This window comes from Planococcus shenhongbingii, from assembly GCF_030413635.1.
Taxonomy (GTDB): domain Bacteria; phylum Bacillota; class Bacilli; order Bacillales_A; family Planococcaceae; genus Planococcus; species Planococcus shenhongbingii.
The window spans coordinates 3,618,502-3,641,789 of record NZ_CP129235.1 but is presented as its reverse complement, the minus strand read 5'-3'; the positions used below and the strand labels follow the sequence as shown (position 1 = coordinate 3,641,789).

Here is a 23,288-nt window from a genome sequence, read left to right as displayed (position 1 = left end):
AGGGAAAACTGTATGCCTATCTATAATAAGTTAATCCGTGATGCAATACCCGAAGTAATTGAAAAGACAGGAAAAGTATTTTCAACTCGTATTTTACTAAATGAGGAGTACATAGTTGAATTAAAAAAGAAATTAAGAGAAGAACTAATGGAGTATGAAGAAGCAAAAACAAACGAAGAGGCAATCGAGGAATTAGCAGACATCCTTGAACTTATTCATGCAGCAACGAAAATCCACGGCTCTTCTTTTGAGGAACTAGAAAATGTCCGCAAAGCAAAAGCGGAAAAGCGTGGAGGCTTCGAAAAGCGTATCTTTTTAATTGAGGTTGAAGATGACTAATCTGGAACTGGTGACTTCTCAGCTTGTAAACCATTTGGAGAGGTTATCAAAAGAAGCGGTTGAGATTCATTGGATCACTGCTTTTGCTATGAAGTCGGGAGTGAAAAAGATTACCCCTTTTCTTCAGGAAGCGACTGAAAGAGGAGTGCCGCTTAAACTGCTTATTGGCGATTATCTTTTTGTGACGCAGCCGGATGCCCTGGAACTGCTTTTAGAAGAAGTCCCTTTAGCGGAAATTCGGATATGGAAAAGCGGCGGAACTTCCTTTCACCCGAAATCTTATTTATTCCGGGGGACTGAGACTTCCCATTTGGTTGTAGGTTCCTCGAATCTATCGGCATCCGCTTTAACAACAGGAGTGGAGTGGAACTTAATCGCTCCAACGTCTGTTGATGCTGAAGTTTTCGACGAAGCGGTTACACAGTTTCATAAGTATTTTTATGCCGAGCAGACCGTGCCTTTAAATGCAGAAACACTTGCAGAGTACCGATCTTTACATAAAGAAACGAATTCGGAACGGCCAATAAGCCCAGTATGGTCAGAAGCGGAAGAGGTAGAAATGACTGTCGGCCCTATTTCCCCGCAGCAGCCGGAAATTGCCGAAACTCAGACACTTTACAGCACTGATATTTCCCCAAGACCGGCTCAACGGGAAGCGCTGGATGCCTTGGAAAACGTTATGGCTGAGGATTACAGCCGAGCAATGGTGGTGCTGGCTACGGGACTCGGAAAAACTTATTTAGCCGCTTTCTTTGCAGAGAAATTCAAACGGGTTTTATTTGTCGCCCATAGAGAAGAAATCCTTTATCAGGCGGAACAATCATTTAAGCACGTTCATCCGGACAGATCGAGCGCTTTTTATAATGCTTTTGAAAAAAGAACGGACGCCGATTTTATTTTCGCTTCCATCTACACATTAGGCAGCCAGTATCATTTAGACCGGTTTGAAAAGGATGCTTTTGATTTAATTGTGGTTGATGAATTCCATCATGCAGCAGCGCCGACGTACGAGCGCCTGTTGAATCATTTTGAACCGAAATTTTTACTGGGGATTACAGCCACACCGGACCGGATGGACAATAAAGATGTTTATGCGCTATGTGATGGGAACGTTGCGATTTCGATTCATTTCCTGGATGCGATTGAACGCAATTGGCTTGCTCCATTCAATTATTACGGAGTATATGACGACACTGATTATTCAATGATTCCGTGGAGGGGAACCCGGTATGACGAACAGGAATTGCTTCAGGTTCAGCTCCGTGAAGATTTCGCACAGAAAATTTTTGATGAGTGGGACCGGTACAAGCAGACGAGAACGATTGTGTTCTGTTCTTCAGTAAAACAGGCGCTATACATGAACAGCTTCTTTCAGTGTAAAGGCGTCCGTTCCATTGCGCTTCACGGCGAGTCGCATCCGGAAGAGCGCAAAACTGCCCGTTCAAGGCTGGATTCCGGTGAACTTGAAATCATTTTCACGGTGGATTTGTTTAATGAAGGCGTAGACATTCCAAAAGTGGATACACTTCTTTTCATCCGTCCGACAGAATCACTGGCAGTTTATACGCAGCAAATTGGGCGTGGCCTGCGGATAGCAGAAGGGAAGTCGCATTGTGTCATTATTGATTTCATTGGCAATTACCGCAATGCCGACTTGAAATTGGCTGTCTTTGACAAGGAAGAGAAGCCAGCGGGGAACAAAGCTATTCAACCGCTTGTACCTGTCCACTGTGAATTTAACTTGGATCTGCAAGTGATTAATTTGCTGGAGGAAATGCGCAGAAAAAGAGCGCCTCGAAAAGAAGCGCTTGTTATGGCTTATTATGAATTGAAAAAAGAAATGGGAAGCCGTCCGAGCTATCTGGAATTTCATCTGCATGCCAATGTTGATTCTAAAACCGTAAAACAGGAATTCGGAAGCTACTTTGGCATGCTTGCCTATGCCGATGAGCTAACAGAAGCAGAAAAAGGTGTATGGCTGAAGTATAAGCACTGGCTCATTGAAGTTGAAAAGACAGGCATGACCAAAAGCTATAAGATGATTGTCCTGAGTTATATGCTTTCAAAAGGCGTAAAAAAATGGCTTGAGCCAATAACTCCAGAAGAAGCGGCACTGTTTTTCCATGAGTATTTAACTGAAAAGGACTACCGCCGAAACATTGATTTTAGCGATGCGCAGGGCAAAAAGCTTTGGGTATATGACCAAAGAAAAGTAGCTGATTTGATTGCAAGAATGCCGATGACTAAATGGAGCGGCAGTGCAAAAGACGGCATTGTGGCTTTTGAGGATGGTACATTCTTTTTTAAATTGCAGCCTTCCGATGAAGAAAACAGGTACTTGTACAAATGGACTGACGAGATATCTGAATATCGGCTGCATGCCTATTTTGAACGAAAAACAATTCCCTTGCATTAAAAAAGAAAAGTTTATTTTGCCATGTCGATTCTTCTGTTTATTAAAGCAGGAGAGCGATATGGCTTTTTGTTTTATAGGAGTAATTAAGGAAACAAATGAAGTTAATAAATGTAATTATTTTCAAAATAAAATGTTAATATATTCTTAATGGCTTAAGAATTGCTAAACACAAATTATGTACCCACTAAAAAAGGAGCTGGCAGTATATGACTGAAAGTTATTTAAAGAAGCCTTTTCAAGCATGGATGACGAAGCAGAAGAAATCAAACGGAGAACCGTACAAGACTGGAACTATCAATGCATATACAAATGCTTTGAGAAACAGCAGCGCAAAATTACAACTTAAAGAACTGCCGCAGACAGATTTGTTCCATATTACTTCTTTTGAACAATTTAAAAAAATACATAACATGCTGAAATCTGCTCCCAATTTTGAGGAAATTGATATTAAGGCAGGCAACAAAGCATACTCCAATTCAATGGTTCTATATTCAAAGTTTTTAAAGGAGTTAGAAGAACCTGCCGTTTGGATATTCCAAGGAAACCCGAAATACTATGATGTAGTTGGCGCTGTAAATGATCTGGATGAAATCACATGGTCCGTCAATCAGTATCCGAAGCAAATTAAAGAAGGAGACGAAGCATATATCTGGCTTTCAGGACCTGGCGGCGGCATTGTGGCGTCTGGAACAATTCTATGCAATCCTGAAATGAAACAGCCGGCAGAGGACGATTTCTATAGCCGGAGCGAAAAATTGAACAACGAACCTTATTTAGGTGTAGATATCTTTATACAAGAGAATCTTACAGAAAGAATTGTGGAAAGAACGCTTTTGCTTTCAGATGAACGGACTAAAAAGATGGAGATATTAACTTATGCAGGAGCTACAAATTTTAAGGTGACTAAAGAAGAAAATATAGTTATTAAGAGTATTATTGATGGAAGTTACGAACATATTCCCGCTTCTGCCTCGTCCGATTATAGTGTGAAACTGGAAAATAGCTTTGAAGAGAGAATAGGAGAGTCTGCAGATCGAGTAGAAGAGGAACCACATTTCGAAAGTTATTTAGAAGAGAATTTTTTATCAGAAGTATATATGAGCGAAGAGAAGTATCATACACTTAAGAATTTGCTTATCAGAAAAAAGAATTTAATTTTATCGGGGGCGCCGGGAGTAGGAAAAACTTATGCTGCAGAACGGCTCGCCTACTCCATAATGGGCGAAAAAGATAAAAGCCGTGTGCAAGTTGTGCAATTCCATCAAAGTTATAGCTATGAAGATTTTATAATGGGCTATCGCCCCAATAATGCTGGGTTCTCTTTGGCTAACGGCCCATTCTATCAATTCTGTAAAAAAGCAGAACCTGATGATCGCCCTTACTTCTTTATCATTGATGAAATTAACAGAGGAAACTTGAGTAAGATTTTCGGCGAATTGCTGATGCTGATTGAAAACGATAAAAGAGGAAAAGAACTGCGGTTGCTCTACTCCGATGAACAGTTTTCAGTTCCTGAAAATGTCTATATCATCGGCATGATGAATACGGCTGACCGCAGCTTGGCGATGATTGACTATGCCTTGCGCCGGCGTTTTGCTTTTTATGAATTCGAGCCTGCTTTTGCCAGTGAAGGATTTAAAAAATACCAGGACAGCATTGAAAATGGGAGATTCGGAAGTTTGATTAATACTGTGGCGGCATTGAATCAGGTAATCAGTGAAGATGCTTCTCTTGGCAACGGCTTCCGCATTGGCCACAGCTATTTCTCTTCAAAAAATGAGATTGATGATGAATGGCTGTCAGAAGTCGTAGAGTATGAATTGATTCCCTTGATCAATGAGTACTGGTTTGATGAGCCCTCACAAGTAGAGTACTGGAACGGCAAACTTCGGAGTTCTATCCGTGATTAGGCTGAAAAATATTTATCATATGCTAGCTTATGCTTATCGCATTCTGAACGAGGAAGGGTATAAAAGCATTCAAACTGAAAAATTTAAAAACATACATGATTTAATGGCGGCCATTCTTATACAGGGAGTAGCCAGCCAGTGTAAACGCGGGCTTCACAAAGAATATATTGAACAGACAGAAGCAACAGGAAGTTTGCGGGGGAAAATCGATGTCACAAGTTCCATTAAACAAAATACTCTTATAAGAAGAAGCATGGTCTGCCGTTTTGATAACTTTTCTAAAAATATACTGATGAATCAAATTGTGAAAACGACGATGCAGCTGCTCATGCGCAGCAAAGAAGTCAAAGACAGCAACCGGAAAGAACTGCGCAAGTTAGTTCTCTTCTTCGAAAATGTTGATGCCATTGATCCGCAATCCATTAATTGGAGCGCATTGTCTTATCATCGAAACAATGCAACATACAAACTGCTATTGAATATTTGCCAGTTGGTTATTAACGGACTGTTGATGACCACTGACAGCGGAGAATATAAGATGAAGCAGTTTTTGGATGATCAGCAAATGCACAGTTTATATGAAAAGTTTTTGCTGAGCTACTTCAAAAAAGAGCATCCCGAATACTCCGCAAGTGCTTCCTATATTGATTGGAATATCGATGATGGCATAAAAGAATTCCTGCCAGCGATGAAGACAGATATCACTCTTTCGAAAAAAGATGAAGTTTTAATCATAGATGCCAAGTACTACGGAAGAACCATGCAGACGCATACCTTATTCAATAATAAAACGATCAATTCAGCTAACCTGTACCAAATGTATACTTATGTAAAAAATAAAGATCGGACAGGCAGCGGAAACGTGAGCGGGCTGATACTTTACGCTAAAACTGATGAAGAAGTTACACCGAATAACGAGTACCAAATTGATGGCAATAGAATTATGGTAAGAACTTTAGATTTAGGTGCGGATTGGCCGGAGATCGTTAGGCAGTTGGATAGTATTCCTTTGCTCATATCTTAATTTTTAGAACGTGCACGGAGTATTAATTTTTTTTAACCAACAGATTAATCGGAGTTTATTTGGCGAGGAGCAACAAAATGAAAAAAGTAATTAGTATTGTTATTGCGTGTATTTTTCTTCTCATTATTACATTAGTGGGGTGTACTGGAAATTCAAATAACCATGAAGGTGAAGCAAAAACACCCTCAGGGTCAAGCATTCAACAAGGCAAAGATTACAAAGAGGTTGTTAATGAGTTTAAGGAAAAAGGATTCAAAAACATTGAAACAGAAAAGGTGGAAGATCTAGTAACAGGCTGGTTGACCAAGGACGGTGAAGTTGAATCTGTTTCGGTTGACGGTGACAATGCCTATTCTCCAGATGATTGGTACGCTGACACCGTAAAAGTAGTCATTACTTATCATACATTCCCTTCAGAAGAAGAAAAACCTGAGCCAACGTCTTCAAATGAAGAAGAACCTCAAAAGGAAAACAATGGTGAAGCCGCAATAGCAGCACTTGAAGCGATTTTCCCTGTTGAAAATGCGAAACGTTCTGCAGTGGTCGCAATAACTAACGGCTATGCAATTGACGTATTTGAAGAAGATGGAAACACATATGATATTTCGAAATTCCACAGTTATGCAGACACATCGAGCAATGTTGACGACTATTTTATGAAAGTGAACTCATGGGGTACTTGGAGCACTAAGGATGAGAAAACATGGCATGTGGATTCGCTTATACTTGAGAATTCTTTTGGGGTCATTGCCAATGCAGCGCTTGATGTTAATTTTGATGGCACCAATTATGTGGTTTCAAATATAAACGGCACTTTTGGAAACCCTGGCATATCTGCAGAAAATTTACTGGATTTAAGTGACATTGCAACTGGAAGTAATATTCCGTATCTTACAGTATCGGCAGAATTAATAAAGAAGGATCGTTGAAATCAGTGTAGTAAAGAGAGATGAAATTTAAACGACGCTGATAATAGACGCAATAAATGACGTATTCTACAGTAAAATGGGATGAATAACCAAATATCCTCAACCGGGGGGAGAAGAAATGCCGCAAGTCACGACCGACAGATTAAAAGTCATCACTTTTGAACTCGAAATGATCGAGGCACTTCTTGAAGGCCCTGAACAGCTAGAGAAGCTGATCCCCTACCAAGTGCTTGCAGACTATCCGATGGATGTCTACAAACAGTTCTTCCCATACAAAATCGACCGGTTCATTGAGCAGCCGGAAGAGAACGTATGGGAAGGATTGATTATCAATAGAGAGCTCCATATGGTCATTGGCGACATTGGCTTCAAAGGCGGACCGGATGAAAAAGGTGAGATCAACCTAGGCTACAGCGTCCTTCCGCGCTTTCAAGGCCACGGCTTTGCGACAGAAGCGGCAGCCGCGATGCTCGAGTGGGGATTGGAGCAGCCGGGCGTTAAGAAAGTCACAGCCACTTGCTCGCCGGGAAACATTGCTTCGATCCGCGTGCTGCAAAAAGCGGGGTTAAAGCAGCTGCGTGAGGATGCCAAGAAAATCTATTGGTCGTCCTAAATACAAGGGAACCATGGTACCGAAAGAATTTGATGAATAGAAAAAAGCCGGTTCAAGTAGAACCGGCTTTTTTCTATGAGATAGATTTTAATGTAAAGGGGAATGCCTCGAGAACAATAAGGATCCATAACAGGTTCGTGTAAAATGCAAATTACTGAACCCGCACTTCCTAAAGGTTCTGGTCACTGCTGACGATAAGTACCAGACTTAGGACTGAAAAAATTAAATTAGTTGTTTAATTTTTTCAGTCAGTGCATTTTCCAGATTAGTTGGATGACCAATTCGTATGGAAAATGCCTTCTTTGTCGATGCGCTTGTAGGTATGGGCGCCAAAATAATCCCGCTGTGCCTGAATCATGTTGGCTGGCAATACTGCAGAGCGGTAGCTGTCAAAGTAAGCCAATGCGCTTGAGAAAGCAGGCGCTGGAATTCCTTGCTGGATGGCCAAGGTCAATACTTTGCGAAGGGAATGCTGGTATTCTTCGATAATCTCCTGGAAGTACGGATCCACTAATAAGTTTGGCAGTTCCGGATTGCGGTCGAATGCTTCTTTGATCTTTTGCAGGAACTGTGCACGGATGATGCACCCGCCGCGGAAAATCATTGCTACATCGCCGTACGGAATATTCCAGCCGTATTCATCGGAGGCTGCGCGCATCTGGGCAAAGCCTTGGGCATACGAGCAGATTTTGCTCATATACAGCGCCTTGCGGATAGCTTCGATCAATTCCTGGGAATCTCCTGCCGGTTTTTCCGCTTCAGGGCCTTTCAAGATCTTGCTTGCCGCGACACGTTCTTCCTTGATAGCGGAGATGAACCGGGCAAATACCGATTCCGTTATGATGGGGAGGGAGACCCCTAAGTCCAATGCGTTTTGGCTTGTCCATTTCCCGGTCCCTTTCTGTTCGGCTGCATCAAGCACCTGGTCGACCAGCGGATTGCCGGTTTCATCATCCTTTTTCGCCAAAATGTCCGCCGTAATTTCGATAAGATAGCTGTCAAGTTCCCCTTTGTTCCATTCCGCGAAGATGCCCTGCATTTCCGGCGCGCTCAGGCCGAATGCCTGTTTCATGATGAAATACGCTTCAGAAATCAGCTGCATATCACCGTACTCGATGCCGTTATGGACCATCTTCACATAATGGCCGGCGCCGTCAGGACCCATATACGTGCTGCAGGGAGTCCCGTCCACTTTTGCGGCAATGGCATCAAGAATCGGCTGGACCTGTTCGTAAGCTTCTTTCGATCCGCCCGGCATGATGGAAGGGCCGTAGCGGGCGCCTTCCTCACCGCCCGAAATGCCGGCGCCGATAAAATGCAGGCCTGCTGCTTCAATGGCCGCTGTCCGCCGGTTCGTGTCTTTGAAGAACGAATTTCCCCCGTCCATCAGGATGTCCCCTTTTTGAAGATGCGGGAGGAGCGATTCTATAACCGAATCGGTTGCGTCTCCCGCCTGGACCATCATTAAAATTTTGCGGGGCGTTTCCAGGGAAGAGACGAATTCTTCGATGCTGTAAGCGCCTTGAATGTTTTTCCCTTTCGCTTCTTTAGCGGATAGCTCGTCGATCCGGTCTGTCCAATAGTCATAGATGGCTACCGAATAGCCGTTGCTTTCCATATTCAATGCGAGGTTCGTGCCCATTACGCCTAAACCGATCACGCCGATTTGCTGTGTCATATTATCCTGCCCCGTTCTTTTATGATTTTTCGAACACCGTTAACCGGTTTTCAAGCAGATGAATTCGTTTTTACCACCATTTGTGCTGGTCTTCCTGCAGCAGCTCTTCTGCAGCTTCAGGACCTGTTGAACCTGCGCGGTAAGGCTGCAAAGGCAGCAGGTCTTCCTGATATGCGTTCAATAATGGTTCGATCCATTCCCATGAAAGCTCGACTTCTCTCCAGTGGGCGAAAAATGTCGGATCGCCGAGAATGGCGTCAAACAGCAGAAGTTCATAGGATTCCGGCTGGTTTTCTGAATTAGTCGAGAAGTTGATCCACACAGGCTTGAACTGATTGCCGGACGCCTCTTTCAAGTTGACGCGCAGCGAAATGCTTTCGTTCGGACTGATTTCAAGCACCAGCAGGTTGGGGGAAGTTCCCTTCAATTTAGTGGAATCGACCATCTTATGCTTGAATTCGACCACAATCTGTGTAGACTTTTTGTTCAGCCGTTTCCCGGTGCGTATATAAAAAGGGATTCCTTCCCAGTCCGGGTGGTCAATCGCCAGACGTGCCGCGAAATAAGTGTCATTCTGCGAGGAAGCGTCGACGCCGGGCTCCTCTTTATAGCCGATGACCGGCGTATCATGGATTTCGCCGGCTTCATACTGGCCGCGGACCACATGCAGATGTGCTTCTTCTTTCGGAATCGGGCGAAGCGACTCGATGATTTCTGTTTTTTTAGCGCGGGTCTTATTGTCCGTCAGGTTCTCCGGCAGGTAAAGGGCTGCCGTCATAACGAGCTGAAGGAGATGGTTCTGGACCATATCCCGAATAGCGCCTGCTTTATCGTAATAATCAGCCCGGGTTTCCACCCCGACAATTTCACTTGCCGTAATCTGGACGTTGGAAATCAGTTTTTGGTCCAGCATTGAATCCAATACGGGATTCGCTAAGATCAAGGTATTGAGGCTTTGGACCATCGGTTTCCCCAGATAGTGGTCAATCCGGTAGATTTCATCTTCGCTGAAGGTTTTCCGTAATTTTTGGTTTAATTGTCTGGCAGTCTCTACATTGCTCCCGAATGGTTTTTCGATAATGAGGCGTTTCCATCCGCGGTTTTGGTCCAGGCCGCTGGAGTGGAGGCTGGTCGTGATCACATCCACCAAACTTGGTGCCACTGACAAATAGAACAGCCGGTTTTGCGGAATCCCCAGCTCGTTTTCCTGGGTTTCCACCAGTTCGAGCAGTTGTGTGTAAGATTCTTTAATTGTCGCGTCAAAAGTGAAATAGCGGAACTTTGCCAGAAACTCCTGCAGATTTGAAAGCTGGACGCTTCTTCGCGAATAGGCACGAAGCGCTTTTTCCACCTTCGCTTGGAAATCCTCATCTGAAGAATACTTTCTTCCCAAACCGATGACGGAGAACGAAGCAGGCAATTTGCCATCAAGATATAAATTATATAAAGCAGGAAATAATTTTCGCTTTGCCAAATCTCCCGTGGCGCCAAATAAAATAAAAGTCATGTCTTCCAGGGGCAAATCGTTCTGAAATCCGATGAAACCATCTTCCGGATTAGCCCCAGCTGCTGGATGTCCATTGTTCATACAATAAATCCTCCTCATTTCATCGTCCTGATTTTTTTATGAATATGTATAGCAACCGCTTTTAGTATAAAGATTTATGCAATTTAATGGTAGCGAGGGACTCGGAAAATACGAATGTATTGGATAGGTGGCACTGTGCCGCAGGAAACCTTTTTTTAAATGCTTCACTGGACAGTTTCATCAGGAACATGCGAAGGTGTTTATACAACTATCTATTAGGAAAGGGTTGATTTGATGAAAATGTACGATATCACAGGCTCGATTTATGAAGGCATGACCGTATACAAAGACAAACCGGAGAAACAGCCGAAACTCAATCGGCAGACAAACGGCTATGTCACGGAAACGCGTCTGGAACTGGATGTCCATACCGGCACGCATATCGATGCGCCGCTTCACATGATGGTTGAAGGGGAAACATTTGAATCGGTTCCACTGGATAAATTGGTGGGGCCATGTAAAGTGCTGGATCTGACCAGCGTGAAGGATGCTGTTGCGAAAGCGGACTTGGAAGGGTTCGGCCTCGAAAAGGATGACTTTGTTTTATTCAAAACAAGAAATTCCTTTAAGGAAAATTTTGATTTTGATTTTGTTTTTTTGGCGAAAGATGGTGCGGACTATCTGGCTGAAATTGGAATCCGCGGCGTCGGCATCGATTCTCTTGGAATCGAAAGAAGCCAGGAAGGGCATCCGACTCATAAAACTTTGTTCGCAAACGATATCATTATTATAGAAGGTCTGCGCCTAAAGGACATTGAGCAAGGCGAATACTTTATGGTAGCGGCTCCTTTGAAATTAATCGGCACCGATGCTTCCCCTGCTCGGGTATTGCTGTTTGAAGGGCTGAAATAAACGTCTCTGTATATAACTAAGGGCTGTGGAAATTCCATGAATTCTTAAGCTAATGATGTTCCTGAATTGTTGGGATATATAAGAATTTCAAAATAATAACAATAAAAACACTTCAAAACACAAACAATGTTAATAAGTGTTGTTACAATTGTTTGCTTTTTAATTGACCTTAAGCGAAATTCTTGTTATTATTAACTCGAATTTAATATCGAATAATGTCGTATAAGATTGGGGATATGGCCCAATAGTTTCTACCAAGCCGCCGTAAAGGGTTTGACTACGAGGTAAGTGTTCAGCGGAAGAAGCGTTCGATTCTTCCCTTATTTACACGTTCCCTAGTCAATGCTCCGGTAGCTGCCGGAGCATTTTTTGTGTTTTAAGAGGCAAAGTCCAACTTTATGACAAGAAGCAACAAGCCAGGAGAATTTTGAGGGCTATTGGTATGGAAGCAAATATGGCGTTATTCGAGCGGTTCAACAAGAAAATAATTGGGCGAATGGCAAGCAATTTAAAGCATTCACCACGGAGGGAACGGAAAAAATGAAAGAGAAAATTTACTTTAACCATGATGGCGGAGTCGACGATTTGGTTTCGCTATTTTTACTTTTAAAAATGGATACAGTTGAGTTGACAGGCGTTTCAGTTATTCCAGCTGACTGTTATTTGGAACCGGCAATGTTCGCGAGCCGGAAAATTATTGACCGCTTTGGAAACGGCGGCCTTGACGTAGCTGAGTCCAATTCACGCCCTAAAAACCCTTTCCCGAAGGATTGGCGTATGCATGCGTTTTATGTGGATGCCTTGCCGATTCTGAATGAATCTGGAACAGTTGTGACACCGGTGGCTGATCAGCCGGCACATCTCCATTTAGCAGAGACGGTTTTGGCGACGGAAGAAAAAACGACTTTATTGTTTACAGGCCCGCTGACGGATCTTGCCCGCGCATTGGACGCAGCGCCTGAAATCGAAGAGAAAATCGAACGGCTTGTCTGGATGGGTGGCACATTCCGTGAAGCCGGGAACGTCCATGAACCGGAACATGATGGGACAGCGGAATGGAACGTGTTCTGGGATCCTGAAGCAGCAGCCCGTGTATGGGACAGCAGCATAAAAATCGATCTGGTGGCGCTTGAAAGCACCAACCAGGTACCGCTGACTTTAGATGTGCGTGAGCGCTGGGCGAAAGACCGCAAGCACCTCGGCGTGGATTTCCTTGGGCAATGCTATGCGATGGTGCCGCCGCTTGTCCACTTCTCAACGAACTCGACCTATTATTTATGGGATGTGCTGACCACCGCATTTGTCGGCAATTCTGATCTTGTGAAAGTGCAGACCATCAACAGCATCGTGCACACAGACGGCCCAAGCCAAGGGCGTACAGCTGAAACCGCTGATGGACGGCCTGTGAATGTCGTGTATGACGTGGACCGCGATGCCTTCTTTGACTATATGACGGAACTGGCTAAAAAAGCGTAACAACTGTAACTAAGCCGCATGGACACTAAAAATAGGAAGAGGATAACAATGACTATAAAATTTCGCCTTAAAATTATGATTTTCCTCCAGTTTTTCATTTGGGGAAGCTGGCTCGTGACCCTTGGCTCGTATATGATCAATACTTTAGGTTTTTCCGGTGCACAAGTCGGGACCATTTACGGCGCATCCGGACTGGCTTCTCTTATCATGCCAAGTCTGGTCGGGATTATCGCTGACCGGTGGATGAAAGCGAATAGACTGTATGGCATCTGCCATTTTCTCGGTGCGATTTCCTTGCTTATAGCCGCACAAGTTTCGGATCCGACGGCTATGTTTTGGGTGATGTTCTTTAACGCGGTGGTTTTCGTGCCGACGATTTCATTATCTTATACCATTTCCTATATTAGTTTGGAAAAAGCAGGGCTCAATACGACGAAAGAATTCCCGGGCGTCCGTGTCTATGGAACCGTCAGTTTCATTTTTGCCATGTGGCTCATCAGCCTTGGCGGATTTGAGTTGAGCAATATGCAGTTGTACATTGCAGCAGGGGCTGCCGTCTTGCTGGCCCTCTTTTCACTGGTCCTGCCGGATTGCCCGACATCAAATGACAAGACGGACAAGTCGTGGACAAGCCGCTTGGGACTCGATGCTTTTGTCCTGTTCAAACAAAAGAGAATGGCCATCTTTTTCTTGTTTGCCATGCTGATCGGGGCTGCGCTGCAGATCAACTTGGCATTTGCCAACCCGTTTCTTCATGACTTTGCATTGAATCCTGCCTATGAAGATAGCCTGGCTGTGAAATATCCATCGATTTTATTGTCGCTTGGGCAATTTTCAGAAATCATCTTTATTCTTGCCATTCCGTTTTTCCTGCGTAAATTCGGGATCAAGACGGTCATGCTGTTGAGTATGGCGGCTTGGACCTTGCGGTTTGTTCTATTAGGTTTTGGAGACCCGACTGGATTAGGGTTTGCCTTTTTGCTGTTATCGATGATCGTTTACGGTGTAGCGTTTGACTTCTTTAATATTTCCGGATCGATGTTTGTCGATAAAGAAGTGGACCGCCGGATTCGCGGGAGTGCCCAGGGATTATTCATGACCATGGTGAACGGGCTCGGCGCTTATTTGGGAGCGGTGATCAGCGGAAGAGTAGTGGATTATTTAACGGTGGACGGCATCAAAGACTGGCAGAGCATCTGGCTGGTTTTCGCCGCCTACACCCTCGTTCTTGGCATCCTGTTTGCGGTAAGTTTCAAATCCAAAAAAAGTCCGGATGCAGTGGACTCTGTAGATAAAGCTGCCCAGTCTGTATGATTTAGATTCAAGTTGGGACATAAGCTATAAAAAGCAGCCGATTTTCCTTCTTGAACTGACCCTTTTTAATGGACAATTTAATAAAATCTCCATGCAGCTGCGCTGCGAAAAGATGACTTCGGTATTGTGCCGAAGTCATCTTTTTTTAATTTCATTTCCTTTATGTTCACTCGTACAATTCTATGCCCAAAGAACTCAATCAAGGAGTCTCGATCATCTATAGAATGTATGGAATAGTCCAAACTAAAATGTTTATAGAAAATTCTAAATATTCATTGTAATTGAAAATCTGTACGCTATAATATTTGTATACAGATATTAATTTATGCAAGGGAGGTGGAAATCATTTTTAAAACGATGGAAAATAGTTTGAGCAGGATTTCAGCCAAAGATATCGTTTATGAGCAGATCAAAGAAAAAATCATCAACTGTTTACTCGAACCAGGCCAAGCCATTGTGAATGGGGAGTTGGGGAAAGAGTTGGGGATAAGCAGAACCCCGCTTAGAGAAGCTTTGCAAAGGCTTGAGGGAGAAGGGCTGGTTGTCCGCAATTCGAATGGGACATTCAGTGTTGCTCCGATATCCATAAAAGAAGTCAAAGAATTATTTGTCATACGCAGCAAATTAGAAGGAATCCTAATCGGAGACGCAATCGATAATCTTACTGAAGAGCACATCGAGCATTTATCCTATCTGACTGAAATGGTTAAATTGACTTCCAAAATCGAAAATTATGCAGACACTGAGAACTTCGGCGGCAAATTTCACAGCGCTATTTACTCCATCAGTGAAAATACAACGGTTGTCAATATCATTTTTCAGCTGAATGATCGGATCAACAGATATAGACATTTAGCCCATGAACACGGAGTGGATATAGAAACGTCATCTGCTGAACACGAATTCATCCTTAATTTCATGATCAAAAGAGATAAAGTTAACGCAGAATTGGCAATTGAAAATCATATTATAGGTGCGATGGAAGTGGTCGTTAAAGCAGTAGAAAAATATGAAAGCGCTAACAAATTGGAGAGTAAGATCAAATGATTGAACAATAAAATAAACTTAGAGGTGTTTCTATGACATATGCAGTGATTGGCGGCGGCAATACGGGTCAAGCAATAGCTGGCTATCTGGCTTTATCTGAAGAAAAGGTCAAATTATTCACAAGAGATGCGGAAAGAGCAGACCGGATTTCCAGGAATGGATTAGAACTAAAAGGTGTTTATTCTGGAAGCATAAATTTAGAAGTGTACACATCAATGGAAGAAGTCGTTCAGGATGCTGAAATTATTATTGTTTCAACTACTGCTGATGGCCATAAACCGATCATTAAAGAATTAAAGCCCTTATTAAAGAACGATCAGACAATCGTGTTTATCCCGGGATATTGGGGGGCTGTTGAATGCAAACAGATACTTGGGGAAGATATCGAGATTAAAAATATCACGATTGCAGAAACAAGCGCACAGCCTTTCATCAGCAATGCAGATGAAGAAGGGGCGGTAAGTGTAAGAATGATTAAAAGTAACGTCTTAGTCAGTACACTCGCTACTTCAAAAGGACAGCCATCATTGCCGCCAAAATTTCTTGAGCGATTCCCGCATCTGGTTCCTTCAAAAAATGTATTTGAAACTTCTTTGAACAATTCTAACGTTGTGGTTCACGTGCCAATATCCGTATTTAATGCCAGCAGGATAGATGATGCGCAGGAATTTCAATTTTATCCAGAAGGCATATCTCCTTTGACCATCAGATACATTGAAAAAGTTGATGATGAAAGAAGAAAAATAGCTGATTTGTTCCATGTAGAAACAAAAGACATCCTGACCATTTTGAATGACTTCTATGGAACCGAGTATTCCAGCTTATATGAGGCGCTGCCGAGTTTGTTCCCGGAAGGAGCCGGCCCGACTACTCTGAAGCATCGGTACTTTACTGAAGACATTCCTTTCGGTTTAGTGGCAATTTCAGAAATCGCCAAGAAAGCGGGCATTGAAATACCTTACACAGATTCACTTATTGATATCACCTCTTTATTGTCGGCAGTGGATTACAGAAAAGAAGGCGTTAATCTCGAGAATATAACTTTCGAAGAACTCTCCAGTTATGGAGGGCTGATTGAAAAAATCTAAAAGAGAAAATCTATAGACCGGCAACCTGCCGTTTTAAAAGATCGATTCATAGCTTTTTTCAAGGACAGGAACAGGTAATCGAAAGGGGGAGATTTTCAAATGTTGGATATCCAGAATTTGAAAGTGTCATTTGGGGATGTAGAAGTTTTAAAAGGCGTTGACTTAACTGTCAACAAAGGGGATGTTGTCACTTTTATAGGACCGAGTGGTACGGGTAAGACAACCATATTGAAATGCATCAATTACCTGGTTGAACCAGACGAAGGCCAGATGCAGCTGTCAAACCTGAGCGTGGACTTTAAGAACATCAACAAAAAAGAAATCCTTCAGCTGAGACGCAACACGGCAATGGTTTTCCAGCAATTTAATCTGTTTAAAAACAAAACAGTTGTAGAAAATGTGATGGATGCCCAAATTGCCGTCCAGAAAAAGTCGAAAAAAGAAGCGTATGAGAAAAGCATCGATTTGCTGGAAAAAGTAGGCTTGCTGGAAAAAGAAAATGAATATCCATCCAGATTGTCAGGGGGACAGCAGCAAAGGGTAAGCATTGCAAGAGCTTTAGCTGTTGAACCCGAAGTGATTCTGTTCGATGAACCCACATCTTCACTCGATCCGGAGCTGGTGACTGAAGTGCTGAAGGTTATCGAAAGAGTGGCGAAAACGGGTGTAACCATTCTTCTGGTTACCCATGAAATGGATTTTGCGCGAAAAGTATCAAACAAAATTGTATTTATGGAAAAAGGGAAAATTGTTGAAGAAGGACCGCCTGAACAGATTTTCGAGAACTCGCAAAATGAAAGAACTAAACAGTTTTTGAAAAATTATTATGCAGAAACAGCTGAAGCCGTAGAAGTCAGACAATAAAAATTGAAAAGGGGATGTTATTATTGAAAAAATTATCAGTGTCATTATTAGCTTTAGGAGCGGCTTTTACATTAGCAGCATGTGGCGGGGAACCGGCAGCAGACGGCGCAGCAAGCGGAGACGTACGGACAATACAAGTGACTACACCTCCCACTTCCAAGAATTTAAGCTGGCAAACAACGGAAGGCAAAATCCTGGGTTATGAGCCGGATGTTTTGAGGGCTATCGATAAAAAATTGGAAGGATATGAATTCAATATCCAGGCAGTAGCTGACAGTGCCCAGGAAACAGGCCTGAAAACGGGGAAATATGAACTCAATGTCGGCGGATTCTATCCGACTCCTGAACGTGAAGAGCAATTTTATGTACCGAAAGAGCCGACTGGAAGAAGCCTGATAAAAATGTACGTCAAAGAAGACAGTGGCATTGAATCGCTTGAGGATCTGGTTGGAAAGAACATCTCGCCTTTTACAGCTGGAGGAGGGACTTTACGGGTAGTAATGGATTGGCAAAAAGAAAATCCTGAACATAAACTTGAACTTAAGGAATCGAGTGGTGATATTCCATACGCTCAGCGTCTGAAAGAAATAGACACTGGCAAATATGATGCTTTTATCGGTCCTGCTAACTTGGGGCAGAATGAAGTTATTGAAGAACTTGGTTTGAAAGTGAAAGAAACCGATCCTATTTATGTAGGGGAAACAATTATGCTGATTTACAAATCAGAGCAAAATGAACAGCTGGCAGAAGATGTTACCCAGGCATTGAAAGAATTAAGAGAAGATGGAACACTCTCTGAGATTTCCAATGAATATTATGGAGAAGATGTATTCCAATATGAAGTGACGAAGTAAAAGGTATAAATCATCTGATGGTTGTGCCCCTTATAAGAAAAGAGAATGAACTTACTTATAATGGGGCATTAAATTTATTTATGAAGGGGTGAATCATCGATATGGATGCACCGAATACACTGGAAATCATGACTTTATTGCTAAAAGTGGCGCATATCACTTTCATCATCTTAGTGGTGTCCGCGGTATTGGGATTACTGCTTGGAGCATTGCTTACCATGATCAACGTTAAGAATATACCGGTACTCAAGCAATTTACTGTAGTGATTTCATCGTTTACACGAAGTGTCCCCATCATCATCCAGTTGTTCATTGTTTATTATGCCTTGCCGCCCCTTATGGCGAACTTCGGCATCAATGTCAGCAATATGAGTGCCACTGTCGCCGCTATTTTGGCTTTGACCCTATACCATGGCGGCTATCTTACCGAAGTCCTGAGAGCGGCATATAAAGCAGTCGACAAGGGGCAGCACGAAGCTGCAGACAGCTTAGGCTATACGCCAATGACCAAATTCTTTAGAGTCATACTTCCTCAAGTCGTGCCTGTTGCTTTGCCTGGATGGGGCAACGCCCTGATCCACTTAATACACGATACTTCGCTCGTTTTTGCTCTCGGGGTTGCGGATATCATGGGACGCGCAGAGCTGATTGCGGCAGCATCGTTCGGTGTGAACCAGGTGCAGGTGTTTATTGCCGTTGCGGTAATTTACATTATTGTTACTTTTCTTTCGGATGGGATGGTTCGTCTGTTTGAAAAGAAAACAAGAAAATACAAGTTGGATTCGGGACTTAAGGCAAGGGGGATTTAAATGCTTAACTTTGAAATATTAGTCGAGAACTTTTTTGGAATATTGACGGTAGTTCCGCAGACTGTTGCCTTGGCTGTCACTATATTTATCTTGTCTATTTTAATAGGGACTGTGATGGCTTTGATCCAGGAATATAATGTGCCTGTGCTTCAGCACCTTGTTATGCTGTTTAAGCTGTTTCTGAGAGGTACTCCATTGATTGTGTTTATCTTTATCATGTATTATTCCTTGCCTGGGGTTGTCAGCTTTTTTACGAATTTACTGAACCTGGATTACAACCCTCATAATATGTCGCCCATTGTCATACTCATCGTTGCTGTATCCCTGACAGTATCTGCATTCCAAGCGGAAACCATCAGAGCTTCATTTCTGTCGGTGCATTATGGCCAAATAGAAGCTGCACGGTCCTTAGGATATACCCCTTTCCAGACATTTTGCAGAATCATCACTCCACAGGCGCTGGTGGAGGCCTTGCCGGAGTTCGGGAGTGCGTTTTTAGTGGTCATGAAGGCCATTTCGTTAGGGTTTATGATTACAGTGGTTGACATATTCGCTGAAGCGAGACTCATCGCATCTTCAAACTCATATTATGTTGAAGCATTTATTGTAGCTGCTTTGATGTATTGGGGAATTGCGTATTTTGTAGTTACACTTACCAGCAAATGTGAATCTTATCTGGTAAGAAGAACTTAGCAGCTCTATAGCCGGAATGATTTCCATGATTTTCTATACGCCTGTTAAAAAACATAAACCTTTAGGTGATATGAACGGAGCGCCAGTTAATGGACAGTTTAATAAAAGCACCCTGCAGCCTGTACTGCGACGAGATGAGATGACTAAGGTATCGAGCCGGAGTCATCTTTTTTCGGATTCGCTTCATCTTTAAATGGCTAAAAAAGGAGAGGGAGGTATGACTGCACAAGGATTGGTTGAAAACCGGAGCACGAAAGAAAAACTGCTGGCCATCGTCTTCCTCGCCGTCCCGGCGATGATCGAAAACATTCTGCAGACCGTCGTGGGATTTGTCGACACCTTGTTCATTGCCAAAGTGGGCTTGTTGGAAGTGACGGCAGTGGGCGTCGCCAATGCCGTGCTCGCTATCTACCTGGCAATTTTTATGGCGGTGGGGATTGCCGCTTCTTCCCTGATTGCCCGCAGCATCGGCGCCGGGGATATGGCGAAGGCGAAGGCGGTGGCGAAACAATCCATGGTCATTGCCTTGGCCGTCGGCGCTTTTTTCGGCCTGCTCACGTTGGTTTTCGCGGAATTTTTGATCGGCTTGTTCGGGGCGGAAGCACGGGTCGTCGCGGAAGGCGCCACCTATCTGCGGATCGTGGGGATCCCTTCGGTGTTCATTTCGCTGATGCTCATCTTCGGCAGCATCCTCCGCGGCGCCGGAGATACGAAAACCCCCATGAATGTCGCATGGGGCATCAACCTGCTGCACATCCCGCTGGATTACGTGCTGATTTTCGGGGTTGGTGATTGGACCGGCTGGGGTGTGGCGGGAGCGGCCTGGGCCACCGTCATCGTGCGGATCATCGGGACCTTCGCTTTGTATGCCTACATCCAGAAGTCGGCCGTGTCGTTTTCCCTCTGGGAAAAAACAGAGGCACACTCCATGTTTTCCGCGCTGTTCGCCCTGGCGGCCCCGGCAGCAGCCGAACGGCTCATCATGCGCCTGGGGCAAGTGCTGTATTTCGGGCTGATTGTGGTAATCGGGACGAAGACCTTTGCGGCACACACCATTGCCGGAAACATCGAGATGTTCTCGTACATGCCGGGCTACGGGCTGGCGGTCGCGGCCGCCACCTTGGTCGGCCAGTATCTGGGGGCGGGCAAGATCAAAGAGGCTTACCAATACGGCCTGTTGACGATGGGGGTGGCGGTCGGGTTCATGAGCGTGATCGGCGTCTTCCTGTTCCTGTTTGCCCCTTGGCTGGCGGCTTTGTTTACCCAAGATCCGGAAGCGGTCCGGATGGTGGCCGTTGCCTTGCGCATTGATGCATTCGCCCAGCCGGCACTGGCGGTCGGGTTGGTGCTCACCGGCGCGCTGCAAGGGGCCGGCGACACTAAAAGCCCGATGTACAGCACGGCGATTGGCATGTGGCTGATCCGGATTGTCGGCATCTACGTGTTGGGAATCTATTTCGGGCTCGGGATTGCCGGCATCTGGCTGGCCATTGCCCTGGATATCCTCATTCGGGCAATCTTCCTGTTCTGGCAGTACCGGCATCTCTTCAAAAAACTCATTCAAGAAGAACAAAAAAGCCTCCCCTTTGAAATAAAAAGAGCTGAAATAAACAAAGGAAGTTAGGGTTTCTCATTGAATTTTATATGATATGAATTTTAGGTATGGGTTAAAAAAGAGAAAGAATGCTGCAATAGAAAAAGTGATTAAGCAAAAAGAATACGTGATTGTCACAATTAAACTATTCAGCAAAGTGAAAATACCAACTAAGTTATGGCTATTGCCCCCTCAAAAAGGTATCATAAAACTAACTGCTGCAGGCATATGCCAGTTGGTTAACCGGCATAATAACCAGTCAGCTTTCACTTGTACAAACAATTTTTTTGCGGAGGGGACTAAACATTGCCTTATCAATTAAGAAAAAACTTCAAACTTTTCACATTGAATTCAAATCCGGAATTGGCTCAGGAAATCGCCGATCTGCTGGGCTGTGAGATGGGCAAAAGTTCCATCACGCGCTTCAGCGACGGGGAAGTCCAGATTAACCTGGAAGAAAGTGTCCGAGGGGCAGAAGTCTTTTTGGTCCAGTCGACATCCCAGCCGGGAAATGAGCACATCATGGAACTGCTGATCATGATTGATGCGCTGAAGCGGGCATCTGCGGAAAGCATCGCTGTAGTTATTCCGTATTACGGCTATGCGCGCCAGGACCGGAAAGCGAGTTCCCGCGAGCCGATCACCGCAAAATTGGTGGCCAATATGCTGGAAAAAGCAGGGGCTACCCGCATCATTACAATGGATCTTCACGCTCCGCAGCTCCAGGGATTCTTCGATATTCCGGTAGATCAGCTGCTGGGCGGAACGATTTTAGCAGAACATCTCCATGATAAGGGATTGGAAAATGCGATTGTCGTAGCGCCGGACAACGGAGGTTTGGGAAGAGCCCGTAAGCTGGCAGACCATCTGGATGTTCCGATCGGCTTTCTTGATAAACGCCGGATGCAGCCGGGCAAACCCGAAGTGGTGAATATTGTCGGGGACATCCAAGACAAGAACGTCATCATCATTGTGGATATCATCGATACCGCAGCCACTATTTCTTTAGCTGCCAATGTTCTGGTGGAGAATGGTGCTAAAGCTGTCTATGCCTGCTGCACACACGGGGTCTTATCCGGCCTGGCGATTCAAAGAATCGAAGAGTCGGCCGTCACGGAGCTGGTTGTTACCAATACAATCCATCTGCCCGAGGAGAAGCGCATTCCAAAAATGACGATTCTTTCAGTGGCCCCTCTATTGGCTGAAGCGATCGAACACGTCCATAACGAAAAGCCGGTAAGCCCTTTATTCGAATAATTCCCGGTGATCAGAGTAAAAGGAGAGCCCATTGTTTTTAGACTCGGCATAAGCTCTTACCAGTTTAACAACCATTATATTACGCAAACCAAAAGGCACCGCTCCATGCGGTGCCTTTTTATTGTTGATGGAAAATTCGAATTAAATTATCAGAAAATTGTTGACATTCATTTTAGATAATTGTTTAATTGCATTAAGGTGTAAGTGTATACAATTATAGCCTGAAAAGGAGAGGAGATTTACCATGGATCTTTCCTCAATGGACAGTAAAAGGTACTCGGCAAAAGATTTTGTTTATATGGAACTGAAAAAGCTCATTATTTCGGGTGATTTAGAGCCTTCCCAGCAGGTCAATGAAAAAGCGCTGGCTGAAAAGCTCAGCATCAGCCGGACGCCGATCCGTGAAGCGCTGAACCGCATCGAATTGGAAGAATTGATTGTACGGATGCCGAACGGCCGCATCCGAGTGGCGCCCGTATCCGTAGAAGAGGCAAAAGAGATTTTTACCGTACGGAGCTTGCTGGAAGGGGTGGTCGCCAAAGAAGCGGCGATGAAAATCACTTCCGGTGAACTGGACGAACTGAAATTCCTGACCGAGCTGTTGATCCGCTCTGCTGAACAAGGCGACAGTGAAAAAGTGATTTTCTACGGGGACAAGTTTCACCATATGTTGTACGATGTCAGCGGCAACCGCACGGTGGTGAAAATCCTGAACAATATGAATGACCATATCATGCGCTACCGTAGCCTTGGCCCGAAAACCAGCAAATCCCGCAGTTCTGCGGCAGCTGAAGAGCATTTGGCCCTTTATAAAGTCATCGAACAAAAAGACGGGGAACAAGCCGAAATCCTGATGAGGGAGCATATCCGGAACAGCTTGGAAGCGGCGGTCCATTCCATTCAGCGCCATCTTAAACTGGTGGATGCACCTTAAAAAGAGGAG

Annotated in this window: 20 protein-coding genes and 1 riboswitch; of the genes, 18 read left to right on the top strand and 2 right to left on the bottom strand. The window is 44.2% G+C overall.

Annotated features, from left to right (window positions below):
- Window positions 1-12 precede the first annotated feature (12 nt).
- From QWY16_RS17630 to QWY16_RS17605, 6 genes are all read left to right on the top strand, one after another.
- Window positions 13-339, top strand: coding sequence for a nucleoside triphosphate pyrophosphohydrolase (locus QWY16_RS17630; RefSeq protein WP_300990537.1), 327 nt, complete (start codon window positions 13-15; stop codon window positions 337-339).
- Window positions 332-2,755 (top strand): DEAD/DEAH box helicase family protein, encoded by a 2,424-nt coding sequence (locus QWY16_RS17625; RefSeq protein ID WP_300990536.1) that lies wholly within the window; start codon window positions 332-334, stop codon window positions 2,753-2,755. Before QWY16_RS17630 ends, QWY16_RS17625 begins: the two co-directional genes overlap by 8 nt.
- A gap of 206 nt (window positions 2,756-2,961) precedes the next feature.
- On the top strand, window positions 2,962-4,665 hold the full coding sequence (locus QWY16_RS17620) for an AAA family ATPase (protein WP_300990535.1): 1,704 nt from the start codon (window positions 2,962-2,964) through the stop codon (window positions 4,663-4,665).
- Complete coding sequence (gene mcrC, locus QWY16_RS17615) at window positions 4,658-5,689, top strand: 5-methylcytosine-specific restriction endonuclease system specificity protein McrC (RefSeq protein WP_300990534.1); 1,032 nt, start codon at window positions 4,658-4,660, stop codon at window positions 5,687-5,689. The genes QWY16_RS17620 and mcrC overlap by 8 nt, the downstream gene beginning before the upstream one ends.
- Before the next feature lie 77 nt (window positions 5,690-5,766).
- On the top strand, window positions 5,767-6,618 hold the full coding sequence (locus QWY16_RS17610) for a hypothetical protein (RefSeq protein ID WP_300990533.1): 852 nt from the start codon (window positions 5,767-5,769) through the stop codon (window positions 6,616-6,618).
- 118 nt (window positions 6,619-6,736) lie between these two features.
- Window positions 6,737-7,231, top strand: a complete 495-nt coding sequence (locus QWY16_RS17605) for a GNAT family N-acetyltransferase (RefSeq protein ID WP_300990532.1) — start codon at window positions 6,737-6,739, stop codon at window positions 7,229-7,231.
- A gap of 265 nt (window positions 7,232-7,496) precedes the next feature.
- Here the strand turns inward: QWY16_RS17605 and gnd are convergent, their stop codons facing one another.
- Together gnd and zwf are read right to left on the bottom strand one after the other, a co-directional pair.
- Window positions 7,497-8,909: an NADP-dependent phosphogluconate dehydrogenase gene (gene gnd, locus QWY16_RS17600; RefSeq protein ID WP_300990531.1), complete on the bottom strand. Its 1,413-nt coding sequence runs from the start codon at window positions 8,907-8,909 to the stop codon at window positions 7,497-7,499.
- Between the two features lie 70 nt (window positions 8,910-8,979).
- The gene (zwf, locus tag QWY16_RS17595) at window positions 8,980-10,416 is read right to left on the bottom strand and encodes a glucose-6-phosphate dehydrogenase (protein ID WP_300993512.1); all 1,437 of its coding nucleotides are present in this window, start codon (window positions 10,414-10,416) and stop codon (window positions 8,980-8,982) included.
- Window positions 10,417-10,731: 315 nt separating this feature from the next.
- Here zwf and QWY16_RS17590 point away from each other — a divergent pair, with 315 nt between their 5' ends.
- The 12 genes from QWY16_RS17590 (at window position 10,732) to QWY16_RS17535 (ending at window position 23,279) form a co-directional block, all read left to right on the top strand.
- Complete coding sequence (locus QWY16_RS17590) at window positions 10,732-11,349, top strand: cyclase family protein (protein WP_300990530.1); 618 nt, start codon at window positions 10,732-10,734, stop codon at window positions 11,347-11,349.
- A 198-nt stretch (window positions 11,350-11,547) separates the two neighbouring features.
- Window positions 11,548-11,649, top strand: a riboswitch (purine riboswitch).
- Between the two features lie 240 nt (window positions 11,650-11,889).
- Window positions 11,890-12,825, top strand: coding sequence for a nucleoside hydrolase (locus QWY16_RS17585; RefSeq protein WP_300990529.1), 936 nt, complete (start codon window positions 11,890-11,892; stop codon window positions 12,823-12,825).
- A gap of 48 nt (window positions 12,826-12,873) precedes the next feature.
- On the top strand, window positions 12,874-14,139 hold the full coding sequence (locus tag QWY16_RS17580) for a nucleoside permease (RefSeq protein WP_300990528.1): 1,266 nt from the start codon (window positions 12,874-12,876) through the stop codon (window positions 14,137-14,139).
- Between the two features lie 336 nt (window positions 14,140-14,475).
- A complete protein-coding gene (locus QWY16_RS17575) occupies window positions 14,476-15,186 on the top strand; it encodes a GntR family transcriptional regulator (protein WP_300990527.1) in 711 nt (236 codons plus the stop codon).
- Between the two features lie 32 nt (window positions 15,187-15,218).
- Complete coding sequence (locus tag QWY16_RS17570; RefSeq protein WP_300990526.1) at window positions 15,219-16,274, top strand: NAD/NADP-dependent octopine/nopaline dehydrogenase family protein; 1,056 nt, start codon at window positions 15,219-15,221, stop codon at window positions 16,272-16,274.
- A gap of 99 nt (window positions 16,275-16,373) precedes the next feature.
- Window positions 16,374-17,138 (top strand): amino acid ABC transporter ATP-binding protein, encoded by a 765-nt coding sequence (locus QWY16_RS17565; protein ID WP_300990525.1) that lies wholly within the window; start codon window positions 16,374-16,376, stop codon window positions 17,136-17,138.
- A gap of 14 nt (window positions 17,139-17,152) precedes the next feature.
- Complete coding sequence (locus QWY16_RS17560) at window positions 17,153-17,992, top strand: transporter substrate-binding domain-containing protein (protein ID WP_436837153.1); 840 nt, start codon at window positions 17,153-17,155, stop codon at window positions 17,990-17,992.
- 101 nt (window positions 17,993-18,093) lie between these two features.
- The gene (locus QWY16_RS17555; protein WP_300990523.1) at window positions 18,094-18,801 is read left to right on the top strand and encodes an amino acid ABC transporter permease; all 708 of its coding nucleotides are present in this window, start codon (window positions 18,094-18,096) and stop codon (window positions 18,799-18,801) included.
- On the top strand, window positions 18,802-19,494 hold the full coding sequence (locus QWY16_RS17550) for an amino acid ABC transporter permease (RefSeq protein WP_300990522.1): 693 nt from the start codon (window positions 18,802-18,804) through the stop codon (window positions 19,492-19,494).
- A gap of 217 nt (window positions 19,495-19,711) precedes the next feature.
- Entirely contained in the window at window positions 19,712-21,118 is a 1,407-nt protein-coding gene (locus tag QWY16_RS17545; protein WP_300990520.1) for an MATE family efflux transporter, read from the top strand.
- A gap of 276 nt (window positions 21,119-21,394) precedes the next feature.
- Entirely contained in the window at window positions 21,395-22,345 is a 951-nt protein-coding gene (locus QWY16_RS17540; protein WP_300990519.1) for a ribose-phosphate diphosphokinase, read from the top strand.
- A 244-nt stretch (window positions 22,346-22,589) separates the two neighbouring features.
- Entirely contained in the window at window positions 22,590-23,279 is a 690-nt protein-coding gene (locus QWY16_RS17535; RefSeq protein ID WP_300990518.1) for a GntR family transcriptional regulator, read from the top strand.
- Window positions 23,280-23,288: the final 9 nt, after the last annotated feature.

Excerpts from the sequence above, each read along its gene's own strand:
- QWY16_RS17555 (WP_300990523.1), top strand. The coding sequence starts at position 18,094 with ATGGATGCACCGAATACACTGGAAATCATGACTTTATTGCTAAAAGTG.
- QWY16_RS17545 (WP_300990520.1), top strand. The coding sequence starts at position 19,712 with ATGACTGCACAAGGATTGGTTGAAAACCGGAGCACGAAAGAAAAACTG.
- QWY16_RS17550 (WP_300990522.1), top strand. The coding sequence starts at position 18,802 with ATGCTTAACTTTGAAATATTAGTCGAGAACTTTTTTGGAATATTGACG.
- QWY16_RS17585 (WP_300990529.1), top strand. The coding sequence starts at position 11,890 with ATGAAAGAGAAAATTTACTTTAACCATGATGGCGGAGTCGACGATTTG.
- QWY16_RS17630 (WP_300990537.1), top strand. The coding sequence starts at position 13 with ATGCCTATCTATAATAAGTTAATCCGTGATGCAATACCCGAAGTAATT.
- QWY16_RS17560 (WP_436837153.1), top strand. The coding sequence starts at position 17,153 with ATGTTATTATTGAAAAAATTATCAGTGTCATTATTAGCTTTAGGAGCG.
- QWY16_RS17605 (WP_300990532.1), top strand. The coding sequence starts at position 6,737 with ATGCCGCAAGTCACGACCGACAGATTAAAAGTCATCACTTTTGAACTC.
- QWY16_RS17580 (WP_300990528.1), top strand. The coding sequence starts at position 12,874 with ATGACTATAAAATTTCGCCTTAAAATTATGATTTTCCTCCAGTTTTTC.
- gnd (WP_300990531.1), bottom strand. The coding sequence starts at position 8,909 with ATGACACAGCAAATCGGCGTGATCGGTTTAGGCGTAATGGGCACGAAC.
- zwf (WP_300993512.1), bottom strand. The coding sequence starts at position 10,416 with ATGACTTTTATTTTATTTGGCGCCACGGGAGATTTGGCAAAGCGAAAA.
- QWY16_RS17625 (WP_300990536.1), top strand. The coding sequence starts at position 332 with ATGACTAATCTGGAACTGGTGACTTCTCAGCTTGTAAACCATTTGGAG.
- QWY16_RS17535 (WP_300990518.1), top strand. The coding sequence starts at position 22,590 with ATGGATCTTTCCTCAATGGACAGTAAAAGGTACTCGGCAAAAGATTTT.
- QWY16_RS17565 (WP_300990525.1), top strand. The coding sequence starts at position 16,374 with ATGTTGGATATCCAGAATTTGAAAGTGTCATTTGGGGATGTAGAAGTT.
- QWY16_RS17590 (WP_300990530.1), top strand. The coding sequence starts at position 10,732 with ATGAAAATGTACGATATCACAGGCTCGATTTATGAAGGCATGACCGTA.
- QWY16_RS17570 (WP_300990526.1), top strand. The coding sequence starts at position 15,219 with ATGACATATGCAGTGATTGGCGGCGGCAATACGGGTCAAGCAATAGCT.
- QWY16_RS17620 (WP_300990535.1), top strand. The coding sequence starts at position 2,962 with ATGACTGAAAGTTATTTAAAGAAGCCTTTTCAAGCATGGATGACGAAG.
- QWY16_RS17610 (WP_300990533.1), top strand. The coding sequence starts at position 5,767 with ATGAAAAAAGTAATTAGTATTGTTATTGCGTGTATTTTTCTTCTCATT.